Here is a 24478-nt window from a genome sequence, read left to right as displayed (position 1 = left end):
GTCGACGAGCACGGTCGATGCCCTGCCCGCCGATCTTGGCACGCCCGTCACACCCGGCGCGGGGAAGCCAGCAGATAACGCGTCCTGTTCCGGGGGTCGGTGTGCTCGCTCGCCTGCCAGCCCGCCTTCTCCAGGGTCGCCGCGCAGTCCCGCAGCGTCCCGTCGTCCGGCCCGCGCACGGCGACGGCGTCCGGCTGCGGGGTGGCGCGCACCCGGTAACCGTCGGCGTCCGGTCCGGCGGGCCGGTGGCCGGCCGCCTCCAGCGCGAGCGCGGCGGCCGGCACCAGATGCGTACGCTCCCACCCGCACGGCCGGTCCACCGCCCCGTCCGGGTTGGTCATCCGGCGCAGCTCCAGCAGTCCCTGCCAGGCGCTGCGCACCTCCCGCAGCCGCGCCGGCCCGCCGTCCGGCGGTTCCACCTCCCCGCCGACCCGCGCGGTGAACACACCGGTCCCCGCGTGCGGGGAGTCATGGGCGGCGGGCTCCGCCTCGGGCTCCGCCTCCCGGATCCGGTGCCCGGCCGGGGTGAGGAAGTGGTCGTGCGGCGGGCGCGGGTGCCGGAAGGCGAGCCCCCGCCCGACCAGCGCGGCCAGCTGGGCCCCCGTGCCCCGCAGGCGCCCGGTGACGGGATCGGCGGCGTCGATGACACGCCGCTGGGCGGCTGTCGGCGGACGTGTCACGGTGTGCTCCCTCCCCGGCGGCGGTACGGCTGTACCACCGCTACGAAGGTTACGGCCCGGCACCGACAACCCGGCCCGACCATCGACGGCCCGGCTCTCAGGCCCCCGGCCGGATGTTCCACCCCGCGATCACGTGCCGGCCGTGCTCCGTGCCGAGCCGGCACAACGCCCCGGTCGCCAGCTGGAACAGGGCGCCCTCCGACGGCGGCAGCCCGAGCCGGCGGGCCGTGAGCACCCGCAGGAAGTGCCCGTGCGCCACCAGCACCACGCACCCCTCCGTGTTGGCGAGCGCCGCGTCCGCCATCGCCAGCACCCGGTCGGCACGCTCCCCGACCTGCTCCGGCGTCTCACCGGGATGCGCCTGCGGGCCGGGCGCGACACCGTCCGTGAACAGGAACCAGCCCGGCCGCTCCCGCTGGATCTCGACGGTCGTGACGCCCTCGTACCCGCCGTAGTCCCATTCCTTCAGGTCCGCGTCGACCTGCACCTCGTGCAGCCCGATCAGTTCCGCGGTCTCCCGCGCCCGCTGGAGCGGGCTGGAGAACGCCGCGCCGATCCGGTGCGAGCGGATGAGCGGCACCAGGCGCCGCGCCTCGTCCCGGCCGTGCTCGGTGAGCGGGACGTCCGTCAGTCCGGTGTGCCGGCCGGAGCGCGACCACGCGGTCTCTCCGTGCCGGACCAGGAAAAGATCACCCATGCCGCACAGAGTCGCACAGGCGTGCGCCGGTGCCCCGCACCGCGGGGTGCCGGACTGTCGTGGGCCGTGATCCGCGGACGCCGCGCCCCCGCGGTCTCCTACTGCCGGTAACCGCTCAGGAAACGTCCGATGCGTCCGATCGCCGCCTCCAGGTCCTCCGCGTGCGGGAGGGTGAGGATGCGGAAGTGGTCCGGGGCCGGCCAGTTGAAACCGGTTCCCTGGACCACCTGGATCTTCTCGCGCAGCAGCAGGTCCAGGACGAACTTCTCGTCGTCGTGGATGGGGTGGACCTTGGGGTCGATGCGCGGGAACGCGTACAGGGCGCCCCGGGGTTTCACGCAGGAGACGCCGGGGATCTCGTTGAGCTTCTCCCAGGCGATGTCGCGCTGCTCGTACAGCCTGCCGCCCGGCGCGGTCAGCTCCCGGACGGACTGGCGGCCGCCGAGCGCGGCCTGGATGGCGTACTGGGCGGGCGCGTTGGCGCACAGCCGCATGGAGGCCAGCATGGTGAGGCCCTCGAGGTAGTCCTTCGCGTGCTGCTTCGGGCCGGTCACGACCAGCCAGCCGGAGCGGAAGCCCGCCACCCGGTACGTCTTCGACAGCCCGCAGAAGGTCAGGACCACCAGGTCGGGGGCGAGCGCGGCGGCCGAGTGGTGCACGGCGTCGTCGTAGAGGATCTGGTCGTAGATCTCGTCGGCGAAGACCATCAGGCCGTGCCGGCGGGCCAGGTCGAGGATGCCCTCGATGATCTCCTTCGGGTAGACCGCGCCGGTGGGGTTGTTGGGGTTGATGATGACGACGGCCTTGGTGCGGTCGGTGATCTTGGACGCCATGTCGTCCAGGTCCGGGTACCAGTCGGCCTGCTCGTCGCAGAGGTAGTGGACCGCCTTGCCGCCCGCGAGCGTGGTGACGGCCGTCCACAGCGGGAAGTCGGGGGCCGGGATGAGGATCTCGTCGCCGTCCTCGACCAGCGCCTGTACGGCCATGGAGACCAGCTCCGAGACGCCGTTGCCGAGCCACACGTCGTCGACGTCGACGTCCAGGCCCCGGTCCTGGTAGCGCTGGGCGACCGCCCGGCGGGCCGGGAGGATGCCGCGCGAGTCCGTGTAGCCGTGGGCCTGCGGGAGCATCCGGATCATGTCCTGGAGGATCTCCTCCGGCGCCTCGAAGCCGAAGACCGCAGGGTTGCCGGTGTTGAGGCGCAGCACGCTGTGCCCCGCCGCCTCCAGCGCGTTGGCGTGCTCGATGACCGGGCCGCGGATCTCGTAACAGACCTCGCTGAGCTTGTTCGACTGCCGGAACTCCATGCGCCCCTCCGGTATCTGGTGTTGCTTGGTTTTACCAAGTTCGAGCTTGGAAAGTCCAACGACATGTCTAGACTGCGTCGCATGCCACCTCGCCGAAGCTACGACCAGTACTGTTCCGCCGCCCGCGCCCTCGACGCCGTCGGCGACCGCTGGACCCTGCTGATCGTCCGGGAGCTGCTCGCCGGCCCGCGCCGCTACACCGACCTGCACGCCGACCTGCCCGGCGTGAGCACGGACGTCCTCGCGTCGCGGCTGAGGGACATGGAGCGCGACGGACTGGCGACCCGGCGCCGGCTGCCGCCGCCCGGCGCGGCGTACGTCTACGAACTCACCGGACGGGGGCGCGCGTTGCTGCCCGTGCTCCAGGCCCTCGGCGCGTGGGGGCAGGCGGAACTCGGTGAGCGCGGGCCCACCGACGCGATCCGCGCGCACTGGTTCGCACTGCCCCTGCTGCGCGCGCTGGAGGGCGGGGGACTCGTGGAGGTCCGGCTGGAGGAAGGCCGCTTCCACCTCTTCGCCGGAGCGACGGAGGGCCCCGTCTACGGCCACGGTGCGGCCCCCGGCGAACCGGACGCCCGGCTCGTCATGGACACCGGCACCTGCACGGCCGTGGCCCAGGGTGAGCTGAGCCTGGTCGAGGCCGTGCGTGCCGGACGCGTCGAGGTGAGCGGCGAGGGCACCCTCGCCAAGGAGCTGCGGGAGGCCTGAGGAAGGCAGAAGGCCCGCTCGGGGCGGGCCTTCTGAGGGAGCGACAAGCGACAAGCGTCAGGCGCCCGGCGGCACCTGCCTCGGCCGCCCCGGACCACGGGTCAGCACGTATCCGCCGATCCCGGCGAGCGCGGCCAGCACGCCGCCGATCGCGGTCCACACCCAGCGGTCCGACCACCAGCCGGACGACCAGCCGTCGTCCGGCTCGATGCTCGACAGCACGGCGGAGGCCGACGAGTCCTCCTCGTCCTTCGCCGCCGACGTCACGGCGATGCCCGGCACCAGGGGTTCGGCCAGCGAGCCGTCCACCGCCGCCGCGCCGCCGATGTCCTTGGACTCGACCCGCAGTTCGGCGTCGACCGGCAGACCGAGGTCGGCCGTCTTCAGACCGACGACGGTCAGCCGGACGTAGTACGTGCCGGGCAGCGGGTCGTCGGCCCACGGCTCCGACCAGGCGCGGACCGTGCGCAGGACGCAGGCCAGCTCCACCGAGCCGGCGCCGGGGGCGGCGGTGCGGGTCTGCGCGCCGTACTGGCATGCCTGGCGGCGCCGCAGACCGTCGTAGACGTCGACCTGCCAGGTCTGCCCGGCGTGCTCGGCGGGCAGCTTCACCTTCGCCTTCACGGTGGGCCGCTGTTCCGCGTCGGCCGGGAACGACCAGTACAGGTAGTCGCCCGCGGAGCCGCTCGCGGTGGCGGTCTCCCCCTGGCCGACCTCCGTCGCCGTACGGAACGACGTGCCCGCGGTCGTGGGCGCCGAGCCGTCGTCCGAGGGGCTCGCGGACGGCGTGGAGTCGGCGGCGGCCGGCGCGGCCGCGAGGCCGAGCGCCAGCAGGGCCGTGCTCAGTGCACGGGTGAACCGTGCCCGGTCGGTTCGCGCACGGTTGATCCGTACCTGGTCGATCCGCATCAGTTGGTCCTCCAGACCGCGACACGCCAGCGTGACAGCCAGCCCCACAGCAGACCCGCCAGGAAGCCGGCCAGCACCAGGGCGCCGAGCAGCCACCAGCCGCGTCCGAGACCGAACGAGGCCACGTCGCTCGCCTGCGACGGCCCCTCGACCACGTCCACGGTCAGTTCCAGCGGCATGCCCGGCGTGGTCTTCACGCCGGCGGCCGCCGAGTAGGAGTTGGTCACCTGCACGCACACCGTCTCGGCCGGCGCCTCGTCGTCGTCGCTCTCCGCCTTCGGGTAGCGCAGACCCGTCGAGATGACGTCGGTACGGCCGTTGCCCGCCGCCTCACCGCGCACGATCTCCCGGCCGTGCACCGTGACCGCCCGCAGCAGCACCCCGTAGTCGGGGTTCATCGCCCGGTCCGCGGACACGCTCACCGAGGCCCGCAGCTCCTTGCCCGGGTCCAGGTCCACGCGGTACCAGCGCTCCTGGCCGAACTCCTCGCGGTCCGTGTACAGGCCCGACTTCAGCGTCGGCGCCTTCGCGCAGGAGTCCGCGCCCTGCGTGGCGACCGGCGTCACCACGGGGTCCGCCGCCCGGTCCACCAACTGGTTGACCCGGTCAGTGAGTTCGTCGGTGTGCTCGACCGAGGTGTAGCTGCCGCCGGTGGCCTCGGCGATGCAGCTGAGCTGCTGCCGCATCTTCACGTTCGGCACCAGGCCGAGGGTGTCGATGGTCAGGCCGATGCCCTTGGCCGCTATCTCGCGGGCCACCTCGCACGGGTCGAGCGGGGCGCAGGTGTCCTCGCCGTCGCTGATCAGCACGATCCGCTTGGAGCCGGTGCCCCCGTCGAGGTCGCCGGCCGCCTTCAGCAGCGCGGGGCCGATCGGCGTCCAGCCGGTGGGGGACAGGGTGGCCACCGCCGTCTTGGCCTCGGTGCGGTCCAGCGGGCCGACCGGGTAGAGCTGCGCGGTGTCCTTGCAGCCCCTCTTCTGGTCGTCGCCGGGGTAGTTGGCGCCCAGGGTGCGGATGCCGAGAAGGACGTTCTCCGGGGTCGCGTCCAGTACCTCGTTGAACGCCTGCTTGGCCGCGGCCATCCGCGTCCCGCCGTCCATGTCCTTGGTCCGCATCGAACCGCTGACGTCGAGAACCAGGTCGACCTTGGGCGCATTGGCTGTGGTCTCGTCGGCGACCGCCCCGGCCGGGAACGCGAGCCCGGCCGCGAGCGCGGCGAGCAGGGCGCAGACGCCCGCCGCCAGCCGTTGTGTTCTGATCATCGGCGGATCCTATTGACCAGAGGTGTCCCGCTTCAAAACGGGTTCAGAACTCGTGCCCCGCGAGCGGATTGGGCAGCCGCGCCCACTGGTCCCCGGACACGTCAGGCGACAGCCGCATCAGCGTCAGCGCCTTCACCGGCACCGGCTCCTCGCGCAGCGCCCGCAGGTCCGCCGTGTCCGGCACCTGCGCCACGGCCGCCGCCAGCGCCGTGCCCAGCGCCTCCCCGCCGCCCACGGTGGCGGCCAGCGCGCCCGCGACCAGTGAGCCGAACAGCTTGCGGCGCAGGGCCCGCACGTCGTCCGTCAGGATCCGGGCCGGCAGCTCCTGCGCCGCCACGCCGTGCCGGGCCAGCCGCGCCGGGCTGACCCGGATGTCGGCCAGGTCCCGGTAGACCAGCCGCACCGGCGCCCCCGACGCCGACAGCACGACCAGCAGGTTCTGCCCGTGCGCCTCCAGCGCCACGCCCTGCTCCAGCAGTCGCAGCCCCACGGTCAGTGCGAGCCGGGCGAACTCCGCCGACCAGGCGGGCGAGGACGGCAGTCCGGTGGTGGCGAGGGCGGCCACCGGGACGACGTGCTCGCCCGGCCCCGCGTACACGGCAGGCGACTCCCGCAGCACGGCCGCCAGGTCCGGGGAGTTCGCGGTGACCGCCCCGAGCGAGCGGGTCGTGTGCAGCAGGCCGTCCGTGCGTTCCGCCATGCCCTCCGCGAACGCAGACAGGGCCGCCGAGGCGGCGACCGAACCCACCGAGATGTCCCGCACCGACGACGTGAGCCGGGCGCTCAGCGCCGTCTTCACGTGCGGTCCGCCCGGCACCGCGAGCGTGCGCAGCGACATCAGCGGATGCGCGGCGACGCCCTCCGCGCCCGACCGCTTCAGCACGTGCGCCGCCTGCCAGGGATGCACGGGGATCATCAGCCGTCCGCCGTCGCGCAGTCCGGCGGGCCATCCGCCCGACACGAGGCACTCGTCGGCCGGCACCGGCAGCAGAGCCAGCCGCACCGGCGGCGGCCGGTGCTCCGGCCCGTACGCCAGCTGCTCGGCCACCGAGAAACCCGGCCGCGAACGGCAGTTGGGGTGGTACGGGTGCCCGTCGACCACCCGCTGCTCCCACTCCCAGTCATGGGCGGGCCACTCCCGCGGGTGGTGCCGCTCCGGCTCCTGTCCCGCCCGGGACAGCGCCAACGACGCCGTACTGTCCGCCAGTTCGGCGGCGAAGCCGTCGCCGTACGGCACGGCGAGGGCCGTCGTCAGCCGCGCGGGATCGTCGTACGCCGTCCCGTCCAGGTCGACGGCCCGCACCCGGTCGGCGGTCGCGTACGGGTCGGCGTGCGGGCCGTGCAGGCGGCGGCCGTCGGCGAGGCGCAGCGTCAGGCCGTCCCGGGACGGCTCCCGGCGCACGACCCACGGCAGCGGCTCGTGCGCGAGCGCCCGCCACAGGCGGGTCAGCACGGCCGCACGGGCGCCGGGCAGCTCGGCCGCGAACCGCGCGTCGAGCGCGGGGCGCACGGCGGCGAGACCGGCGGCCAGCTCGGCCTCGGCGGTGGGGGGACGGTGCACGGGCGGGCTCCTCGGGTACGGGTCGGTCACAGGTCGGGCACGAGCGGGAGGTCACGGACGGGTCGTGACCCCGGCGATACTGATCGTCTCCGCCCGAAAGAACCGTAAGGAACCAGTGGAACGCGTGGACCTCATCCCCCCGGTCGACGGCCTCGCCGCGCGTGCCGACGCCCTCGCGGCCGCGCCGCTGCTGAACTGTCTGCTGCGCGAGGTGGCCGAACCGCGGCCCGGGGACGGCGTACGGCAGGTGTACCGGCTGCCCTCCGGACGCCTGCTGCGGGTGCGCGGCACCCGGCGGCCCGCCGAACCCGAGGTGCACGCGGACGGCGCCTGGCACCGACTGGACCACCGCGGCCTCGTCGGCCTGGTCGGCACGGAGCTGCACCACCGCACCGGTTTGACCAACCCCGGGCTGCCCGCCGAGATGCTGGACAGCAGGGACGCCGTCGCCGCGCTCCTCGCCGCGCGCGCGCGTGCCACCCCGCCCGAGGACCCCTACCTGCGTTCCGAGCAGTCCCTCCTCACCGGCCATCCGCACCACCCCGCCCCCAAGACCCGCGGCGGCGGTCCGCCCGAGAGCTGGCTGGCGTACGCGCCCGAGGCGTACGCCCGCTTCCCGCTGGTGCTGCTGGGGCTGCGCGAGGACACGGTGGTGGAGGAGGGCGACACCACCGCGCTGGACGCTCTCGGCGAGGCCCCGCCCGGCTACCGGCTGCTGCCCGCCCACCCCTGGCAGCTCGACCTGGCCCGTACCGCGCTCGCCCCCGCCTTCGCCGACGGCCGTCTGATCCGGCTCGGCACCACGGCCTTCGACGTGCGGCCCACCGCCGCCGTGCGCACGCTGTACGCACCCGAGCGGGACCTGTTCCTCAAGGTCAGCCTCGACGTGCGCATCACCAACGACATCCGCCGGCTGTGGCGGCACGACCTGCTGGGACTGCGCCGGACCGACGCGGCCGTCGGCAAGGCCTTCGAAGCGGCCGGCGGCCCCGCGGCCTGGCTCAGCGACCGCGGGTACCGCACCGCCGGCTTCGCCTTCGAGGAACTCGCCGTGCTGGTCCGCGACGGGCTGCACGCGCACGTGACGCCCGGCGCGACCCCGCTGCTCGCCGCCGGCCTGGTGGAGGGCTTCGAGGGCAGCCCGCTCACCGGCGCGGCCGACCCGGCGCGCTGGTGGGAGGCGTACCTGCGCGCGGTCGTCCCCCCGGCGCTCGCCGCCTTCGCCGACCACGGCGTCGTCCTGGAGGCCCACCTCCAGAACACCCTCGTCGCCGTCGACGCCGCCGGACTCCCGGTCCAGGCGCTGTTCCGGGACGCCGAGGGCGTCAAGCTGCTGCCCGACGTCGAGCGGGCCGCCGGCTGGGAGCGGCTCGTGTACTGCCTGGTCGTCAACCACCTCACCGAGGTCGCCGCCGCCCTGGCCGAACACCACCCCGGCCTCGACCCCTGGCCCGCCGCCCGCCGCGAGCTGGCCCGCCACGACCTCCCCGAGGTGCGCGCCCTCCTCACCGCGCCCACCCTGCCCGGCAAGACCAACCTCCTGCTGCGCTGGACGGGCGCGGACGGCGCCGACGCCCGCTACCTGCCGTTGCCCAACCCGCTGGCCGGTACGCGAACACCGTGACGGGTGCGAGCAGGCCCGTTCCAGGCGCACGGCCTGTACGCTGCGTCAGCGTACGGGCACATTCCGTGGACGGTACGACGGTTCGTGCGTCACGCTGAGTGCCGTCGGGTGGGGGACGGCGAACAGCGCGTGCGAGGAACCGGAGGTGGCCGCGGATGACCGAGGGCGGCGTGGTGGAGGACGAGGGCGTGTCGTGCGGCGAGGCGGACCGGGAACCCGATCCCTCGGACAGCCTGCGGACGTTCGGGGCGGTCATGCAGGCGCTGCGCGAGCACGCGGGTTACAGCAGAACCGAGTTCGCGAACCTGGTGAGCTTCTCCAGGCACACGGTGGAGTCGGTGGAGCTGGGGCGGCGGATGCCCGACGCGGCGCTGGTGGAGCGCTCCGAGGAGGCGCTCGGCAACACCGGGGCGCTGCGGAAGGCGTCGAAGTACGTGACCCGGGGACGCGGGGACGTGGGCCTCGCGGCGTGGTTCCGGCAGTGGGCCCGGCTGGAGCGGGTGGCGGTGAGCCTGTGCACGTACGAGTGCCGTCTGGTGCCGGGGTTGCTGCAGTCGGAGGGTTATGCGCGGGCGGTGTTCGAGGGGACCGTTCCGGTGGCGCCGGACGGCCTGCTGGAGGACTTCATGGCCCGGCGGATGGAGCGGCAGCGGATGCTGTCCGAGCGGCCGACGACGCCGTTCGGTTTCATCGTCGAGGAGCACGTCTTCCGGCGCAGGTTCGGGGGTCCTGACCACATGCGGGAGATGCTGGACCGGGTGCTGGAGCTGAGCGCACCGCGCAACGTGACGCTTCAAGTCATCCCGTTGGAGGCGGGGTTGCACGCCTGTCTGGATGGGCCGGTGCAGTTGCTGGAGACTCCGAAGGGGCAACGACTCGCGTACTCCGAGGGGCAGCAGAACGGCCGTCTGATCTCCGACGTGAAAGAGGTGAGCCTCCTCTGTCAGCGCTATGACACACTGCGCTCGCAGGCCCTGAACGCCACGGACTCGCGGGGTCTGCTGGAGCGACTCCGAGGAGAGCTATGAGCACGAGGCCGGAACCGGCGTGGTTCAAGTCCAGCTACAGCGGCAGCCAGGGTGACAGCTGCGTGGAGGTCGCCGTGACCGAACAGGCCGTGTGCGTGAGGGACTCCAAGGACGTCACGCGCCCGCACCTCGCCGTCGGCCGTGGGGAGTGGGCGCGGTTCGTGGGGTTCGTGACGGACGTGTGAGCCGTGGCGCGGGACGGGGGCGCGCGGGTCAGAGGCGTCGGATCACCCGCAGGCCGTCCGTGCCAGAGGTCGCTCGACGTGCCGTCGATGATCGGCCTGACGCCGACGTCGGTCGTCGTCGGCCCGTCGGGTGTCCTGCGGCTGGAGAGGAAGCGGCTCTCGCCGTGCTGGTCGACGCCCCCGTGGATGCCGGTGCGGGAGACGACACCGTCGCCGGGATCGTTCCAGAAGAGCAGGTCGCCGATCCGCAAGGCGTCGAGCGGGGACGGCGCGTCGGTGGCCCGGGCGACGACGGCACCGGGACCGGCCCCGGCCTGCCACCGCGGCCTGCGCGGCGGGTACGCCGGATGTCCGTCGTCCTGCGGTCCGGGGGCGGAGGACGACGGGAGGAAGTCTGTGTCACGCTTGGTCACCGTGCTCGCCTCACGCCCGAGGCGAGGCAAGGGCCGCACCGCCGTGGACGGACTGCCGGGAGACAGGAAGACGAGAATGCCGCTCGAAGAGCCGCGGGGCCTTCGGCCATGCTGAGAGAGGTCACCGCGACCCGCTACGTCGAACCCCTCCGCTCCGGCGGCTCCGTCCCCGGAGTCGTCGAGGCCGACGACCTGGGGACGTACGTCGTGAAGTTCACCGGCTCCGCGCAGGGCCGCAAGGCGCTGGTCGCCGAGGTGGTCGTGGGCGAGCTGGCGCGGGCGCTCGGGCTGCGCTTCCCGGAACTGGTCCTGGTCCACTTCGACCCGGCCGTCGCCGACGACGAGCCCCACCAGGAGGTGCGCGACCTGCACGCCGCCAGCCAGGGCCTCAACCTGGGCATGGACCACCTGCCGGGCGCGCGGGACTTCACCCCGGACGTCGCCGACGTGTTCCCGGTGGACCCCCTGGAGGCCGGCCGGATCGTCTGGCTCGACGCCCTGACGGTCAACGTCGACCGGACCGTGCACAGCTCCAACCTGATGGTGTGGCCCACGCTCGGCACCGTGCCGCCGCGCCTGTGGCTGATCGACCACGGGGCCGCCCTCGTCTTCCACCACCGCTGGGACGGCTCAGACCCGGCGAAGAGGTACGACTTCCGCCACCACGCCCTCGGCCGCTACGCGCCCGACGTCCGGGCCGCCGACGCCGAACTGGCGCCGAAGGTGACCGAGGAACTGCTGCGGCGGATCGTGGCCGAGGTCCCGGACGCCTGGCTCCTGGACGAGCCCGCCTTCGCGACCGCCGACGAGGCCAGGACGGCGTACGTGGACCACCTCCACGCGCGCGTACGGGCCTCCGCGGCGTGGCTGCCCACGGACTTCCCCACCGGGGACGAACTCGCCGCCGAGGAGGCCCGGCGGGCGGCGAGGACGCGGCAAGGACGGCCGGACTGGCTCAAGCGGGTCCCCGACCTGCACGGCAAGCCGGCCGCGGAACAGGATTGGTCGGTACACCTCGGATGACGGACACACGGCCCGAAGAGGGCGACCCGCGGCGGGTCGAGATCGAGTACTGCACCCAGTGCCGCTGGCTGCCCCGCGCGGCCTGGCTGGCGCAGGAGCTGCTCACCACCTTCGAGGCGGAGCTGACCGAACTGGCCCTCAGGCCGGGCAGGGGCGGGGTCTTCGTCGTCCGGGTCGGCGACGAGGTCGTCTGGGACCGCCGCGAGCAGGGTTTCCCGGAGCCCACCGCGGTCAAGCGGCTCGTCCGCGACCGGGTGGCCCCAGGACGGTCCCTGGGCCACTCGGACGGACCGGGCGGACCGGGCGGACCGGATGGAACGGACGGGCCGGACGGGTCAGGCAGGCCGGACGGGCCGGAATGAGCGGTCGGGGGCGTCAGCCCTCGAGCTGCTCGTAGGCCGGCAGGGTGAGGAAGTCGGCGTAGTCCTCGTCGAGGGCGACCGTCAGCAGCAGGTCGTGGGCCTGCTGCCAGTGGCCGGCCGCGAAGGCCTCCTCGCCGGTCTCGGCGCGGATCGCGGCCAGTTCGGCGGCGGCCACCTCGCGGGTCAGCTCCGGCGTCACCCGCACCGTCGTGCCGTCGCGCTCGACCTCGACGCCCGCGTTGCTCCACTGCCAGATCTGCGAGCGGGAGATCTCGGCCGTGGCCGCGTCCTCCATCAGGTTGAAGATGGCGACCGCGCCCAGTCCGCGCAGCCACGCCTCGATGTAACGGATGCCGACCTGCACGGCGTTGACGAGACCGGCGTACGTCGGGCGCGCCTCCAGCGAGTCGACGGCGATCAGGTCGGCCGCCTCGACATGGACGTCCTCGCGCAGCCGGTCCTTCTGGTGGGGCCGGTCGCCGAGCACCCGGTCGAAGGACTCCATGGCGATCGGCACCAGATCGGGGTGGGCGACCCAGGAACCGTCGAAACCGTCGTTCGCCTCACGGTCCTTGTCGGCCCGGACCTTCTCGAAGGCGACCTTGTTGACCTCGGGGTCCCGGCGGGACGGGATGAAGGCCGCCATCCCGCCGATGGCGTGGGCGCCGCGCTTGTGGCAGGTGCGCACGAGGAGTTCGGTGTAGGCCCGCATGAACGGCGCGGTCATCGTGACGGCGTTGCGGTCCGGCAGCACGAACCTGGCCCCGCCGTCCCGGAAGTTCTTCACGATGGAGAACAGGTAGTCCCAGCGGCCCGCGTTCAACCCCGAGGCGTGGTCGCGGAGTTCGTAGAGGATCTCCTCCATCTCGTACGCGGCGGTGATCGTCTCGATGAGGACGGTCGCGCGCACGGTGCCCCGCGGGATGCCGACGTGGTCCTGCGCGAACACGAACACGTCGTTCCACAGCCGGGCTTCGAGGTGCGACTCGGTCTTCGGGAGGTAGAAGTACGGTCCCTTGCCGAGGTCGAGCAGCCGCCGGGCGTTGTGGAAGAAGTACAGCCCGAAGTCGACGAGGGCGCCGGGGACCGCCCGGCCGTCGACCCGCAGGTGCCGCTCGTCGAGGTGCCAGCCGCGCGGACGCATGACGACGGTCGCCAGCTCCTCGTCGGGGCGCAGGGCGTACGACTTGCCGGACCCCGGGTCGGTGAAGTCGATGTTCCCGCGGTACGCGTCGATCAGGTTCAGCTGGCCGCCGACGACGTTCTCCCAGGTGGGCGCGGAGGCGTCCTCGAAGTCCGCGAGCCAGACCCTCGCGCCCGAGTTGAGGGCGTTGACGGTCATCCTGCGGTCGGTGGGGCCGGTGATCTCGACGCGGCGGTCCTCCAGCGCGGCGGGCGCGGGGGCCACCTTCCAGGAGTCGTCGGCGCGGATCGCGGCGGTCTCCGGGAGGAAGTCGAGCGTGCAGGTGCGGGCGATCTCGGCGCGGCGCTCCGCACGGCGGGCGAGGAGTTCGTCACGGCGCGGCGTGAACCGGCGGTGCAGCTCGGCCACGAAGGACAGGGCCGCGTCGGTGAGGACCTCCGACTGCCGGGGCAGGGGTCCGGCGTCGACGACGGCCGCCGGGGACGGCACGGGTGCGGACATGAGCTGTCACTTCCTTCAGCGAGCCTGGCACCGGGTGCCAGGAGACCCGGGTACGGCGGGGAGCGCTCGGGGAGCGACCGAACGCTTCTGACCGGTGGATACTAGTTTCCTCATCGTGGAAGTTCAATGGTTTGTTGATGTCGGGACTCTCCGGGTCGCGGGGAGGCGGCTCCGCGTGCCGCTCCGCGTGCCGCCCCGTTCACCCGGGTCACTCGAGGTGGGCCAGATCGTCGACGGTGTCGATGTCGTACGGCCGTGCCACGTCCCCGCACTCCACCGGCCGGATCTCCTCCTCGTGGGCCGTCAGGTAGTCGCGTGCCCCCCGGTCGCCGGTCGCGGTCGCCGCGACGCCGGCCCAGTGGGCGGCGCCGAGCAGCACGGGGTGCCCCCGCCTCCCGTCGTAGGCGGCGGACACCAGTGACGTCTCGTCCTCGTAGGAGGCGAGCACCCGCGCCAGCGCCCGCTCCCCGATGCCCGGCTGGTCGACCAGGCAGACCAGCGCGGCCCGCGCCCCCGTCCCGGCCAGCGAGTCCAGGCCCGCCCGCAGCGAGCCGCCCATGCCCCGCTCCCAGTCCGGATTCACCACCACCACGCACCCGCCGAGCCGCGCCCGCTCCCGTACGGCGTCGGCGGCGGCCCCCAGCACCACGTGCACGCGCGTGCAGCCGGCCGCGCGCAGCGCCTCGACCGCGTGTTCGACGAGCGGGCGTCCCCGGTGCGTCAACAGCGCTTTCGGGCGTCCGCCGAGGCGCCGCCCCCCGCCCGCGGCGAGGAGCAGTCCGGCGACCTGGGCTTCCGTGTGCGTCATGGTTCCTGCATACCTGACGGGGCGCCGGCCGCGTGGTGTCGCGGGGCTGAATTCCGGCCCCCGGTGTGGCGCCGCGGGCGCCGCGTGGCGTTTACTGGCCCGCGTCCTCGGCGCGCCTGACCACCGTCACGAGGACGCCATGTACGTACGCACGGGAACGTGCGCAGGAGGGGGAGCCGGGTTGCGGAGCTTGGGGCAGAGGCCGGTGACCGGCAGCGAAGAGGATCCGAGGGTGGTGGAACTGCGGACGGCGGTGTCCCGGCTGCGCCGCGAACTCGCCGCGCATCCGGCCGAGTTCCCGGACCGGATCATCGCCGAGGACGAACTCGCCGCGCTCGCCGCGATGGCGGCCGACGGCATTCCGGAGACACCCCGGCTGCGCCGCTCCCTGCTGCTGATCGCGGGTGCGATCGGCTCGGTGAGCGCGCTGGCGCGGGCGTTGTCGGACGTGCGGAGCGCGGTGGAGCTGTTCGGGGAGCCGGGGCGCGGGTGAGGGCCCGTCGGGCGGGTGGCCCGCCCGGCGGGGTGAGGGGACCTCAGGCCCTCGTGCCGCCCGGGTGCGACAGCGCCTCGGACAGTTCCCGGGCCACCTGCTGGAGCACCGGCACGATCCTTTCGGTGGCGGACTCGGTGACGCGGCCCGCCGGGCCGGAGATCGAGACGGCCGCCGCGGTGGGGGAGTCGGGCACCGGGACCGCGAGGCAGCGCACGCCGATCTCCTGCTCGTTGTCGTCCACCGCGTAACCGGTGTTGCGGACCTCCTCCAGGGCCGCCAGGAAGCCCTCCGGGGTGGTGATCGTCCGGTCCGTCGCGGCCGGCATGCCGGTGCGGGCGAGCAGCGCGCGCACCTCGGCGTCCGGGAAGCCCGCGAGCAGGGCCTTCCCCACGCCCGTGGAGTGCGGCAGGACGCGACGGCCGACCTCGGTGAACATCCGCATCGAGTGCTTCGACGGCACCTGCGCCACGTACACGACCTCGTCGCCGTCCAGCAGCGCCATGTTGGCCGTCTCGCCGGTCTCCTCGACCAGGCGGGCCAGGTGGGGGCGGGCCCAGGTGCCGAGCAGCCGGGCGGAGGACTCGCCGAGACGGATCAGCCGCGGGCCGAGCGCGTAGCGGCGGTTGGACTGCTGGCGGACGTACCCGCAGGCGACCAGGGTGCGCATCAGCCGGTGGATCGTCGGCAGCGGGAGTCCGCTGCTCGCGGACAGCTCGCTGAGGCCGACCTCCCCGCCCGCGTCCGCCATCCGCTCCAGCAGGTCGAAGGCGCGCTCGAGGGACTGGACCCCGCCGCTGCTGGACTTGGCTGAGTCGGTGGTGCTGGACGTCGGCACGGCGCGTTCCTTTCGAAACCGGCGGGAAGGGCTGAAGCCTACCCGGCGGCCGGTCGGCTCCTCGCTGGTGCGGGACGGTGTTCTGTTTGTCGGAATGTTGATTTCGGCATGCGGAAAAAGCCGGAGTGGCGGCGGTGGGCGCACGGTGGAGGAGCGGGCCCTTGACGGGCGACGGCCGGGAGTGAAGACTCCTTCAACAGAACGTTGAATTTTGTTACGGGGAGGTTGCGCGGGGGTGCGCCCCCGAGTGCGTCCCCGGCCTCCTTCCGTCTCCCGGAAGTGAACGGCGGCAGAGAGGGATCCGGGTGTCCGACGCCGAACTGGTACTGCGCTCGACGCGCGTCATCACTGCGGAAGGGACCCGCGCCGCCTCGGTCGCGGTGTCCGCCGGCACGATCACGGCCGTACTCCCGTACGACGCCGCCACACCGCCCGGCGCCCGCCTGGAGGACCTCGGCGACGACGTCCTGCTGCCCGGCCTCGTCGACACGCACGTCCACGTCAACGACCCGGGCCGCACCGAATGGGAAGGGTTCTGGACCGCCACGCGCGCGGCGGCGGCCGGCGGCATCACCACCCTCGTCGACATGCCGCTCAACTCCCTCCCACCGACCACGACGGTCGAACACCTCCGCACCAAGCGACGGGTGGCCGCCGACAAGGCGCACGTCGACGTCGGCTTCTGGGGCGGCGCCCTGCCCGACAACGTCAAGGACCTGCGCCCGCTGCACGACGCCGGGGTCTTCGGCTTCAAGGCCTTCCTCTCGCCGTCCGGCGTGGACGAGTTCCCCCACCTCGACCAGGACCGACTGGCCCGCTCGCTGGCCGAGATCGCCGGGTTCGACGGCCTGCTGATCGTGCACGCCGAGGACCCCCACCACCTCGACGCCGCCCCCCGGCAGGGCGGTCCCAGGTACGCCGACTTCCTCGCCAGCCGTCCGCGCGACGCCGAGGACACCGCCGTCGCGAGCCTCGTCGCGCAGGCGAAACGCCTCCACGCGCGCGTGCACGTCCTGCACCTGTCCTCCGGCGACGCACTGCCGCTGATCGCCGCCGCGAAGGCCGAGGGCGTGCGTGTCACGGTCGAGACCTGCCCGCACTACCTCACCCTCACCGCCGAGGAAGTGCCCGACGGGGCGAGCGAGTTCAAGTGCTGCCCGCCCATCCGCGAGGCCGCCAACCAGGACCTCCTGTGGCAGGCGCTGGCCGACGGCACCATCGACTGCGTGGTCACCGACCACTCCCCGTCCACCGCCGACCTCAAGACCGGTGACTTCGCCACCGCCTGGGGCGGCATCTCCGGCCTGCAACTCAGCCTCGCCGCCGTCTGGACGGAGGCGAGGCGGCGCGGCCACGGCCTGGAGGACGTGGTCCGCTGGATGTCGACGCGCACGGCGGCACTCGTCGGCCTCGACCGCAAGGGCGCCATCGAGGCGGGCCGGGACGCCGACTTCGCGGTTCTCGCGCCCGACGAGACGTTCACCGTCGACCCGGCGGCCCTCCAGCACCGCAACCGCGTCACCGCCTACGCCGGCAAGACCCTGCACGGCGTCGTGAAGTCCACCTGGCTGCGCGGCGAACGCATCGTCGCCGACGGCGAGTTCACCGACCCGAAGGGCCGCCTCCTCACCCGCGGCCACTGAACCCGCGGCCACCGGCGCGCCCCGCACCCGCCCGCACCCGGCCGACCTCCGAAAGGAACCCCTGATCACCGTGACGGCGATTCCCGGCTTCACCGGCGACGCGAACCCCTACGGCGGCGGCGACCCCTACGCGGACCACCGCACCGCCGACCTCCCCTTCACCCACCACGCCAACCTCGCCGACCGGCAGCTCGGCGCCGCCGTCGTCGCCGCCAACGACGAGTTCTTCGCCCAGCGGGAGAACCTGCTGCTGCCCGGACCCGCCGAGTTCGACCCCGGGCACTTCGGGCACAAGGGCAAGATCATGGACGGCTGGGAGACCCGTCGGCGCCGCGGCGTCTCCGCCGAGCACCCGTGGCCGGCGGCCGACGACCACGACTGGGCGCTGGTCCGGCTCGGCGCGCCCGGCGTGATCCGCGGGATCGTCGTCGACACGGCCCACTTCCGCGGCAACTACCCGCAGGCCGTGTCGGTCGAGGGCGCCTCGGTACCGGGTTCGCCGTCGCCCGGCGAACTCCTCGGGGACGACGTCACCTGGACGACGCTCGTCCCGCGCACCCCCGTCGGCGGCCACGCGGCGAACGGCTTCGCCGTGTCGGTCGAACGGCGCTTCACGCACCTGCGGGTCAACCAGCACCCCGACGGGGGCATCGCCCGCCTCCGCGTGCACGGCGAGGTGGTCCCGGACCCCGAGTGGCTCGCGGTCCTCGGCACCTTCGACGTCGTCGCCCTCGAGAACGGCGGGCAGGTCGAGGACGCCTCCGACCTCTTCTACTCACCGGCCGTCAACACCATCCGGCCGGGACGCTCCCGCAAGATGGACGACGGCTGGGAGACGCGGCGGCGCCGGGACCGGGGCAACGACTGGATCCGTTACCGGCTGGCGGCGCGGGCGGAGATCCGGGCACTGGAGATCGACACGGCGTACCTCAAGGGCAACAGCGCCGGCTGGGCGGCGGTGTCCGTGCGGGACGGCGAGGAAGGCGACTGGCGGGAGGTCCTCGCGCGCACCCGCCTCCAGCCGGACACGAACCACCGCTTCGTGCTCCCCGCGCCGGTGGTGGGCACCCACGCGCGCGTGGACATCTACCCGGACGGCGGCATCTCGCGCCTGCGCCTCGTCGGCTCCCTCACGGAGGAGGGCGCGGCGACCCTCCGGGCCAGGCACCAGGAACTGGGCGGCTGAGCCGGGGCATCGCGCCCGTCCGGGGACGGCGGCCCCGGGGCCGGGCCGGGAAGGGGTGGCGGGGGGATGCCTTTCGGGGGAGCCCCGGGGCTCACACCGCGTGGCCGCCGTCCACCGCGAACTCCGCCCCCGTCACATAGGCGGCGCCCGCCAGGTGGGCCACCGTCGACGCCACCTCCGCCCCCGTCCCGAACCGCCCCAGCGCCGTCATCGCCGCCTGGCCCGCCGCGTACGGCCCGTCCGCCGGATTCATGTCCGTGTCGATGGGCCCGGGATGGACGAGGTTCGCGGTGATCCCCCGCGGCCCCAACTCCCTGGCGAGCCCCTTGGTCAGCCCGACCAGCGCCGACTTGCTCAGGGCGTACAGCGTTCCCCCGGGCCCCGGTACCCGCTGGACCATGCAGCTCCCGATCGTGATGATGCGGCCCCCGGCCGCCATCCGCCCGGCGGCCGCCTGCGAGGTCAGGAAGACACCCCGCACGTTCACCGCGAGCACCCGGTCCACGTCGGCGAGCGACAGGTCCTCCAGCGGACCGAGCACCCCGATCCCCGCGTTGTTCACCAGCACGTCGAGCCCGCCCAGCGCCTCGGCCGCCGCCCCGACCGCGCCCGCGGACTCCGCGGCGTCCGCCGAGTCCGCCCGCAGGGCCACCGCCCGGCGCCCCAGCGCCTCGACGGCCCGTACGACGTCGCCGGCGGCCTCCTTGCCGTTCACGTACGTCAGCGCCACGTCCGCGCCCTCGTGCGCCAGCCGTACCGCCGTCGCCGCGCCGATGCCGCGGCTGCCGCCGGTCACCAGGGCCACCTTGCCGTTCAGTGTCTTGTCCGAAGTCGTCATGGGTCCATTCCAGCGCCGGACGTCCGGCCCCGCTGGCGGCGAACGGACGCCGACCTCGGCCGTGTCGGGTCCCGGCGCAGGTTAACTGCCGGAAAACTCATCGCACTTGACGGAAAAATCTTCCAAGTTGTCATTGACATGCCATCGTCTACGCGCGTCATCATGAGGGCATGAGATTCCCCCCACGAATCACTCGCGCCGGCGGCGCCGCCGCCCTCCTGTCCGCACTCCTCGTCGGCGGAACCGTCTCCGCCGGACCGGCGAACGCCGCGGCGACCGCGGTCGGCAGCATCTGCTACAGCGACCTGCCTTCGCAGGCGTACACCACGCTGCGGCTGATCGACCAGGGCGGCCCGTTCCCGTACGCGCAGGACGGATCCGTCTTCCAGAACCGGGAAGGCGTCCTGCCCTCGAAGTCCTCGGGCTACTACCACGAGTACACGGTCAAGACGCCGGGCTCCTCCACGCGCGGCGCGCGGCGCATCGTGACCGGTCAGCAGTACGAAGAGGACTACTACACCGCCGACCACTACGCGAGCTTCGACCTGGTCGACCACGACTGCTGACCCCGCCGGCCCGCGGAGAACGGCGCCACCGGCCGGGAGCCCGGTCCGCGTTCAGCCGGGTTTCCGGCTCTCCGAGGCGGCGAACAGGGCGAACGCGAGCACCAGGAGCGCGACGCTCGCGTAGACCTCGTGGCCGTCGAGGACGCCGAGCCGCTGCACGAGTCCCCAGTGCAGGTCGGTGAACTCGTGCACCAGGCCGGCGACGCCCTGCACGAGGGCGAGGAAGCCGGCTGCCTCCAGTAGTTGTCCCATGCCCCAGACCCTCGCCCCGCGGTCCCCCACACACATCGGCCGCGGGGCGAGACGCCGGCGCCGGAAGGCTCGCGTCGGCGGAGGGCGGTACATCCGCGGTCGGCGACCGGGTCCCCCCTTGGCGGGCTGCCGCGCGCACCCTCCGGCTGCGGCCGAGTACACCCTCGGCCGGCGGTGCCGCTCCTTTCGTCGCTGTCCCTCCGGCGCAGGTCGCCGATCCCGGCCGGGACGGGGTGGCGCGGCTCCGCGCTGCGTGGATTTGCCGACCATGAGGGGTTTTGCCGACCATGAGGGGTGACGACCGGCCGACGCCGGCAACGGCGGCAGCGGCCTTCCCGACGCGGCGATGGCTGCTGCACTGTTCATGAGCGTCGCCACCGTCAAGACCCACGTCTCCCGCGTCCTGGCCAAGCTCGACCTCGACAACCGGGTGCAGATCGCCCTGCCGGCGTACGACGCGGGACTGCTGGAGGGCGGCGACTGACGGCGGACCCGTCGGCCGGGGCGGGCACTCGGGGGCCGCCCCGGCCGTTGGACCGGTGACGGGAGGGGAACGCGATGGGTGAAGACGTGATCGACCTGGGGGAGTTCGGAGAGGAGTTCCGCCGCGACCCGCATCCGGTGTACGCGCGCCTCAGGGAGCACGGCCCGATCCACCGAGTCCGGCTGCCCGGACCCGACGCCCGCCACGAGACGTGGCTCGTCGTGGGCCACGAGGAGGCGCGTGCCGCGCTCGCCGACCCCAGGCTGGCCAAGGACGGCAGCCGCATCGGCGTGACCTTCCTCGACGAGGAACTGATCGGCAAGTACCTCCTCACCGCCGACCCGCCCCAGCACACCCGCCTGCGTGCGCTGGTCTCCCGCGCCTTCACCGTGCGGCGGGTGGAGGAACTGCGCCCGAGGATCCAGCAGATCACCGACGACCTGCTCGACGCGATGCTCCCGCACGGCCGTGCCGACCTCGTGGAATCCTTCGCCTACCCGCTGCCGATCACCGTCATCTGCGAACTGCTCGGCATCCCCGAGATCGACCGCACGGAGTTCCGCAAGCTGTCCACCGAGGCCGTCGCCCCCACCAGCGGCGACGGCGAGTACGACGCCTTCGTCCGGCTCGCCGAGTACCTCACCGAGCTGATCGAGGACAAACGCGCCGCCGGGCCGGGCGGCGACCTGCTCAGCGACCTCATCCGCACCACCGCGGAGGACGGCGACCGCCTCTCGCCCGGTGAACTGCGCGGCATGGCCTTCGTCCTCCTCATCGCCGGCCACGAGACCACGGTCAACCTCATCACCAACGCCGTCCAGGCCCTCCTCACCCACCCCGGCCAACTCGCCGCCCTGCGCGCCGACATGACCCTCCTCGACGGTGCCGTCGAGGAGACCCTGCGGTACGAGGGCCCGGTGGAGAACGCCACCTTCCGCTTCGCCGCCGAGCCGCTGGAGATCGCCGGCACCCCCGTCGACCGGGGCGAGGGCGTGATGGTCGGCCTCACCGCCGCGGACCGCGACGGCGCCCGCTATCCCGCCCCCGACCGCTTCGACATACGCCGCGACACCCGCGGCCACCTCGCCTTCGGCCACGGCCTCCACTACTGCCTGGGCGCCCCCCTGGCCCGTCTCGAGGCCCGCACGGCGCTGCGCTCCCTCCTCGACCGCGCCCCCGGACTCGCCCTGGACGGCCCGCCCGGCGAGTGGCTGCCGGGCATGCTGATGCGGGGGGTGCGGAGCCTGCCCGTGCGCTGGTAGAACGGGGCGGACCCGCGACGGTCGCCCCGTCCCGGCGGCGTCCCCGGGTCAGTGATCCGCCCAGCCAGGGAGAGCCATGACGACGTCACCGGCCGGCCACTTCGACCTGGCGGCCGCCCGCGCCGCGCTGGACAGCCAGCCCTTCAGCCGGCTGATCGGCGCGCGCCTCACCGCCTTCGGCGAGGGCGGCGCCACCCTGGAGATCGACCTCAGGGAGGAACTCCACCAGCAGAACGGCTTCGTGCACGGCGGAGTCCTCTCCTACGCCGCGGATAACGCGCTCACCTTCGCGGGCGGAGCGGCACTGGGACCGGCCGTGCTCACCGGCGGCTTCTCCATCCAGTACGTCCGCCCCGCCACCGGCCGTACGCTGCGCGCCCGCGCCGAGGTGGTCCAGGCGGGCCGCCGCCAGGCGGTCGTCCGCTGTGACCTGCACACCGTCGCCGAGGACGGCACCGAACGGCTGTGCGCGGTGGCGCAGGGCACCGTACTGGCGGTGCCGGGCGAGCAGGAGGCCGGTCCGGCGGTGCGGTGAGGTGCGGCCCGCCGTGGACGGCGCCCGCACCGCGTGCTCCCCGCACCGCACCGCGTCGCGGCACCGCGCACACCGCAGGCACCGCGGACGCATCGCCCGCACCGCGGCACCGCACGTGCCGCGGGTACCGCCCGCACGTCCGCACCGCCGGGGCACGGCGCGCACCGCGAGCACCGCCCGCTACGCCCCCGGCGCCCCCGGGATCTCCGCCAGCGACACGGCCCGCCGCTCGCGCCGGGACACCTCGCAGGCCTCGGCGATCCGCAGGGCCTGGAGGGCCTCGCGGCCGTCGCAGGGGTTGGCCCGCCCGCCCCGTACGACGTCGACGAAGGCGATCAGCTCCGCCTCGTACGCGGGACCGAAGCGCTCCAGGAAGCCGGTCCACGGCTTGTCGGCCGCCGGCGGCCCGGTCGGCTCGGTGGAGGCGATCGGCGTGCGGTCGTCGAGTCCCACCACGACCTGGTCGAGTTCCCCGGCCAGCTCCATGCGGACGTCGTACCCCGCGCCGTTCAGCCGCGTCGCCGTGGCCGTGGCGAGGGTGCCGTCGTCGAGGGTGAGGACCGCGGCCGCGGTGTCGACGTCTCCCGCGGCGCGGAACATCGCGGGCCCGGCGTCCGATCCGGCCGCGTACACGTCGGTCACCTCGCGCCCGGTCACCCAGCGCAGGACGTCGAAGTCGTTGATCAGCGCGTCCCGGAACAGGCCGCCGGAGAGCGGCAGCCACGCGGCGGGCGGCGGTGACTGGTCGGAGGTCACCGCGCGCACCGTGTGCAGCCGTCCGAGCCGGCCCGAGCGGACCGCCTCGCGGGCGCCCGTGTACCCGGCGTCGAAGCGGCGCTGGAACCCCATCTGGAGGATCGTTCCGGCGGCCTCCACCTCGGCGATCGCCGCCAGGGTGCCGACCAGGTCCAGGGCTATCGGCTTCTCGCAGAACACCGGCAGCCCGGAGCGCGCCGCCCGGCCGATCAGTTCGGCGTGGGCCGAGGTCGTCGTGGTGATCACCACCGCGTCCACGCCCCACCGGAAGATCTCCTCGACCCCCGGCGCGGCCGTCTCGCCCAGCCGCAGCGCCAGCTCCGCCGCCCGCGCGGGTTCCGTGTCCGTCAGGATGAGGGATCCGACCTCGCGGTGACGGCTGAGTGTGTTCGCATGAATGGTGCCGATGCGGCCCGTCCCGATGACCCCGATGCGCATGGAATCAAGGTGACGTCGGAGGCCGCGACCTGTCAATGCGTTTGTCCGGACAATCTGACTACACGACTTCCCGTCAACCGGCCACGGAGCTACGCTCGAGCCCGTGCCGAAACCAGAGGTGGACCCGACCGTGCAGCTCGAACTCCGTGTGGACCGAAGCTCTCCGGTGCCGTTGTACTTCCAGCTGTCCCAGCAGCTGGAGGCGGCGATCGAGCACGGAGCGCTCACCCCGGGCAGCCTGCTGGGCAACGAGATCGAGCTCGCCGCCCGGCTCGGCCTGTCCCGCCCGACCGTCCGCCAGGCCATCCAGTCCCTCGTCGACAAGGGCCTGCTGGTCCGCCGCCGGGGCGTCGGCACCCAGGTCGTGCACAGCCAGGTCAAGCGGCCCCTGGAACTGAGCAGCCTCTACGACGACCTGGAGGCGGCCGGCCAGCGCCCCGCGACGACGGTCCTGGTCAACACCGTCGTCCCCGCGTCCGCCGAGGTCGCCGCCGCGCTCGCGGTGGCCGAGGGCAGCGAGGTGCACCGCGTGGAACGGCTGCGGCTCGCCCACGGGGAGCCGATGGCGTACCTGTCCAACCACATCCCCTCCGGCCTGCTGGACCTGGACACCGCCCAGCTGGAGACCACGGGCCTGTACCGGATGATGCGGGCGGCCGGGATCACCCTGCACAGCGCCCGTCAGTCCATCGGCGCCCGCGCCGCCACCGCCGCCGAGGCCGAGCGCCTCGCCGAGCCGGAGGGCGCCCCGCTGCTCACCATGCGGCGCACCACCTTCGACGACACGGGCCGCGCGGTCGAGTTCGGCGACCACATCTACCGCCCCGCCCGCTACTCCTTCGAGTTCCAGCTGCTGGTGCGGCCGTAGCGCACACCCTCCCGAGGGCCGCCCGCGTCGCAATGTCCGGACAATGCGACCGGCTCGCGGTCCCCGGCCGCGCGCCGCGTGATCCCCGTGTTCGATACTGGGGCGTT

At 73.6% G+C, this 24478-nt stretch carries 25 protein-coding genes and 1 pseudogene; 14 read left to right on the top strand and 12 right to left on the bottom strand.

The features are described from left to right. Positions 1-47: 47 nt before the first annotated feature. The 3 genes from AB0N31_RS18330 to AB0N31_RS18320 form a co-directional block, all read right to left on the bottom strand. Complete coding sequence (locus tag AB0N31_RS18330; RefSeq protein ID WP_366059406.1) at positions 48-680, bottom strand: hypothetical protein; 633 nt, start codon at positions 678-680, stop codon at positions 48-50. A 97-nt stretch (positions 681-777) separates the two neighbouring features. Next, positions 778-1377 carry a histidine phosphatase family protein gene (locus tag AB0N31_RS18325; protein WP_366059405.1) on the bottom strand — a complete coding sequence of 200 codons (600 nt, stop codon included), beginning with the start codon at positions 1375-1377 and terminating at the stop codon, positions 778-780. 98 nt (positions 1378-1475) lie between these two features. Continuing rightward, positions 1476-2684, bottom strand: a complete 1209-nt coding sequence (locus AB0N31_RS18320) for a pyridoxal phosphate-dependent aminotransferase (RefSeq protein ID WP_366059403.1) — start codon at positions 2682-2684, stop codon at positions 1476-1478. Between the two features lie 81 nt (positions 2685-2765). On the opposite strand from AB0N31_RS18320, the gene AB0N31_RS18315 reads away from it, so the two are divergent. Further along, on the top strand, positions 2766-3392 hold the full coding sequence (locus tag AB0N31_RS18315; protein ID WP_366059402.1) for a winged helix-turn-helix transcriptional regulator: 627 nt from the start codon (positions 2766-2768) through the stop codon (positions 3390-3392). Positions 3393-3449: 57 nt separating this feature from the next. Here AB0N31_RS18315 and AB0N31_RS18310 read toward each other — a convergent pair whose 3' ends face one another. The 3 genes from AB0N31_RS18310 to AB0N31_RS18300 are packed head-to-tail and all read right to left on the bottom strand — an operon-like array spanning position 3450 to position 7124. Continuing rightward, positions 3450-4301: a hypothetical protein gene (locus tag AB0N31_RS18310; RefSeq protein ID WP_366059401.1), complete on the bottom strand. Its 852-nt coding sequence runs from the start codon at positions 4299-4301 to the stop codon at positions 3450-3452. After that, positions 4301-5563, bottom strand: coding sequence for a VWA domain-containing protein (locus AB0N31_RS18305; protein ID WP_366059400.1), 1263 nt, complete (start codon positions 5561-5563; stop codon positions 4301-4303). The genes AB0N31_RS18310 and AB0N31_RS18305 overlap by 1 nt, the downstream gene beginning before the upstream one ends. A gap of 43 nt (positions 5564-5606) precedes the next feature. Next, positions 5607-7124, bottom strand: coding sequence for an IucA/IucC family protein (locus AB0N31_RS18300; protein ID WP_366059399.1), 1518 nt, complete (start codon positions 7122-7124; stop codon positions 5607-5609). A 124-nt stretch (positions 7125-7248) separates the two neighbouring features. Here AB0N31_RS18300 and AB0N31_RS18295 point away from each other — a divergent pair, with 124 nt between their 5' ends. The 5 genes from AB0N31_RS18295 (at position 7249) to AB0N31_RS18275 (ending at position 11759) form a co-directional block, all read left to right on the top strand. Next, positions 7249-8748, top strand: coding sequence for an IucA/IucC family protein (locus AB0N31_RS18295; protein WP_366059398.1), 1500 nt, complete (start codon positions 7249-7251; stop codon positions 8746-8748). A 155-nt stretch (positions 8749-8903) separates the two neighbouring features. After that, positions 8904-9776, top strand: coding sequence for a helix-turn-helix transcriptional regulator (locus AB0N31_RS18290; RefSeq protein ID WP_366059397.1), 873 nt, complete (start codon positions 8904-8906; stop codon positions 9774-9776). Next, positions 9773-9961 carry a DUF397 domain-containing protein gene (locus tag AB0N31_RS18285; protein ID WP_366059396.1) on the top strand — a complete coding sequence of 63 codons (189 nt, stop codon included), beginning with the start codon at positions 9773-9775 and terminating at the stop codon, positions 9959-9961. The genes AB0N31_RS18290 and AB0N31_RS18285 overlap by 4 nt, the downstream gene beginning before the upstream one ends. Before the next feature lie 521 nt (positions 9962-10482). Further along, entirely contained in the window at positions 10483-11397 is a 915-nt protein-coding gene (locus tag AB0N31_RS18280; RefSeq protein WP_366059395.1) for a HipA family kinase, read from the top strand. Further along, a complete protein-coding gene (locus tag AB0N31_RS18275; protein WP_366059394.1) occupies positions 11394-11759 on the top strand; it encodes an Rdx family protein in 366 nt (121 codons plus the stop codon). The genes AB0N31_RS18280 and AB0N31_RS18275 overlap by 4 nt, the downstream gene beginning before the upstream one ends. Before the next feature lie 13 nt (positions 11760-11772). On the opposite strand, the gene aceB is transcribed toward AB0N31_RS18275, so the two are convergent. Both aceB and AB0N31_RS18265 read right to left on the bottom strand, forming a co-directional pair. Beyond that, positions 11773-13404, bottom strand: coding sequence for a malate synthase A (gene aceB / locus AB0N31_RS18270; protein WP_366059393.1), 1632 nt, complete (start codon positions 13402-13404; stop codon positions 11773-11775). A 208-nt stretch (positions 13405-13612) separates the two neighbouring features. Continuing rightward, positions 13613-14212, bottom strand: coding sequence for a nucleotidyltransferase family protein (locus AB0N31_RS18265; RefSeq protein ID WP_366059392.1), 600 nt, complete (start codon positions 14210-14212; stop codon positions 13613-13615). A gap of 139 nt (positions 14213-14351) precedes the next feature. Between AB0N31_RS18265 and AB0N31_RS18260 the strand changes: the two genes are divergently transcribed. Further along, a complete protein-coding gene (locus AB0N31_RS18260) occupies positions 14352-14705 on the top strand; it encodes a DUF5955 family protein (protein ID WP_366059391.1) in 354 nt (117 codons plus the stop codon). 43 nt (positions 14706-14748) lie between these two features. Here the strand turns inward: AB0N31_RS18260 and AB0N31_RS18255 are convergent, their stop codons facing one another. Then, entirely contained in the window at positions 14749-15543 is a 795-nt protein-coding gene (locus AB0N31_RS18255) for an IclR family transcriptional regulator (protein ID WP_366059390.1), read from the bottom strand. 305 nt (positions 15544-15848) lie between these two features. On the opposite strand from AB0N31_RS18255, the gene allB reads away from it, so the two are divergent. Continuing rightward, positions 15849-17186: an allantoinase AllB gene (gene allB, locus AB0N31_RS18250; RefSeq protein ID WP_366059389.1), complete on the top strand. Its 1338-nt coding sequence runs from the start codon at positions 15849-15851 to the stop codon at positions 17184-17186. Positions 17187-17256: 70 nt separating this feature from the next. Beyond that, positions 17257-18372, top strand: coding sequence for an allantoicase (gene alc, locus AB0N31_RS18245; protein ID WP_366059388.1), 1116 nt, complete (start codon positions 17257-17259; stop codon positions 18370-18372). 91 nt (positions 18373-18463) lie between these two features. On the opposite strand, the gene AB0N31_RS18240 is transcribed toward alc, so the two are convergent. After that, positions 18464-19210 carry an SDR family oxidoreductase gene (locus tag AB0N31_RS18240; RefSeq protein WP_366059387.1) on the bottom strand — a complete coding sequence of 249 codons (747 nt, stop codon included), beginning with the start codon at positions 19208-19210 and terminating at the stop codon, positions 18464-18466. Between the two features lie 170 nt (positions 19211-19380). Between AB0N31_RS18240 and AB0N31_RS18235 the strand changes: the two genes are divergently transcribed. After that, on the top strand, positions 19381-19776 hold the full coding sequence (locus tag AB0N31_RS18235) for a ribonuclease domain-containing protein (RefSeq protein WP_366059386.1): 396 nt from the start codon (positions 19381-19383) through the stop codon (positions 19774-19776). 51 nt (positions 19777-19827) lie between these two features. On the opposite strand, the gene AB0N31_RS18230 is transcribed toward AB0N31_RS18235, so the two are convergent. After that, entirely contained in the window at positions 19828-20028 is a 201-nt protein-coding gene (locus AB0N31_RS18230; protein WP_366059385.1) for a hypothetical protein, read from the bottom strand. Between the two features lie 322 nt (positions 20029-20350). Between AB0N31_RS18230 and AB0N31_RS18225 the strand changes: the two are divergent. The 3 genes and pseudogenes from AB0N31_RS18225 to AB0N31_RS18215 form a co-directional block, all read left to right on the top strand. Then, positions 20351-20512: pseudogene (locus tag AB0N31_RS18225) on the top strand (LuxR C-terminal-related transcriptional regulator); the annotation flags it as partial. Positions 20513-20586: 74 nt separating this feature from the next. Further along, a complete protein-coding gene (locus AB0N31_RS18220) occupies positions 20587-21774 on the top strand; it encodes a cytochrome P450 (protein WP_366059384.1) in 1188 nt (395 codons plus the stop codon). Between the two features lie 76 nt (positions 21775-21850). After that, entirely contained in the window at positions 21851-22309 is a 459-nt protein-coding gene (locus tag AB0N31_RS18215) for a PaaI family thioesterase (RefSeq protein WP_366059383.1), read from the top strand. 180 nt (positions 22310-22489) lie between these two features. On the opposite strand, the gene AB0N31_RS18210 is transcribed toward AB0N31_RS18215, so the two are convergent. Next, a complete protein-coding gene (locus tag AB0N31_RS18210; protein ID WP_366059382.1) occupies positions 22490-23503 on the bottom strand; it encodes a Gfo/Idh/MocA family oxidoreductase in 1014 nt (337 codons plus the stop codon). Positions 23504-23633: 130 nt separating this feature from the next. On the opposite strand from AB0N31_RS18210, the gene AB0N31_RS18205 reads away from it, so the two are divergent. Then, positions 23634-24371, top strand: coding sequence for a GntR family transcriptional regulator (locus tag AB0N31_RS18205; RefSeq protein ID WP_366059478.1), 738 nt, complete (start codon positions 23634-23636; stop codon positions 24369-24371). Positions 24372-24478: the final 107 nt, after the last annotated feature.

This window comes from Streptomyces sp. NPDC051051 (assembly GCF_040682975.1).
Classification (GTDB): Bacteria; Actinomycetota; Actinomycetes; order Streptomycetales; family Streptomycetaceae; genus Streptomyces.
This window is presented reverse-complemented; position numbering and strand designations above follow the sequence as displayed.

Coding starts and splice junctions, on each gene's coding strand:
- AB0N31_RS18310 (WP_366059401.1), bottom strand. CDS start 4,301: ATGCGGATCGACCAGGTACGGATCAACCGTGCGCGAACCGACCGGGCA.
- AB0N31_RS18325 (WP_366059405.1), bottom strand. CDS start 1,377: ATGGGTGATCTTTTCCTGGTCCGGCACGGAGAGACCGCGTGGTCGCGC.
- AB0N31_RS18285 (WP_366059396.1), top strand. CDS start 9,773: ATGAGCACGAGGCCGGAACCGGCGTGGTTCAAGTCCAGCTACAGCGGC.
- AB0N31_RS18210 (WP_366059382.1), bottom strand. CDS start 23,503: ATGCGCATCGGGGTCATCGGGACGGGCCGCATCGGCACCATTCATGCG.
- AB0N31_RS18235 (WP_366059386.1), top strand. CDS start 19,381: ATGAGATTCCCCCCACGAATCACTCGCGCCGGCGGCGCCGCCGCCCTC.
- AB0N31_RS18315 (WP_366059402.1), top strand. CDS start 2,766: ATGCCACCTCGCCGAAGCTACGACCAGTACTGTTCCGCCGCCCGCGCC.
- AB0N31_RS18220 (WP_366059384.1), top strand. CDS start 20,587: ATGGGTGAAGACGTGATCGACCTGGGGGAGTTCGGAGAGGAGTTCCGC.
- AB0N31_RS18320 (WP_366059403.1), bottom strand. CDS start 2,684: ATGGAGTTCCGGCAGTCGAACAAGCTCAGCGAGGTCTGTTACGAGATC.
- AB0N31_RS18275 (WP_366059394.1), top strand. CDS start 11,394: ATGACGGACACACGGCCCGAAGAGGGCGACCCGCGGCGGGTCGAGATC.
- AB0N31_RS18290 (WP_366059397.1), top strand. CDS start 8,904: ATGACCGAGGGCGGCGTGGTGGAGGACGAGGGCGTGTCGTGCGGCGAG.
- AB0N31_RS18265 (WP_366059392.1), bottom strand. CDS start 14,212: ATGACGCACACGGAAGCCCAGGTCGCCGGACTGCTCCTCGCCGCGGGC.
- AB0N31_RS18260 (WP_366059391.1), top strand. CDS start 14,352: ATGTACGTACGCACGGGAACGTGCGCAGGAGGGGGAGCCGGGTTGCGG.
- AB0N31_RS18240 (WP_366059387.1), bottom strand. CDS start 19,210: ATGACGACTTCGGACAAGACACTGAACGGCAAGGTGGCCCTGGTGACC.
- aceB (WP_366059393.1), bottom strand. CDS start 13,404: ATGTCCGCACCCGTGCCGTCCCCGGCGGCCGTCGTCGACGCCGGACCC.
- AB0N31_RS18280 (WP_366059395.1), top strand. CDS start 10,483: ATGCTGAGAGAGGTCACCGCGACCCGCTACGTCGAACCCCTCCGCTCC.
- AB0N31_RS18215 (WP_366059383.1), top strand. CDS start 21,851: ATGACGACGTCACCGGCCGGCCACTTCGACCTGGCGGCCGCCCGCGCC.
- AB0N31_RS18305 (WP_366059400.1), bottom strand. CDS start 5,563: ATGATCAGAACACAACGGCTGGCGGCGGGCGTCTGCGCCCTGCTCGCC.
- AB0N31_RS18230 (WP_366059385.1), bottom strand. CDS start 20,028: ATGGGACAACTACTGGAGGCAGCCGGCTTCCTCGCCCTCGTGCAGGGC.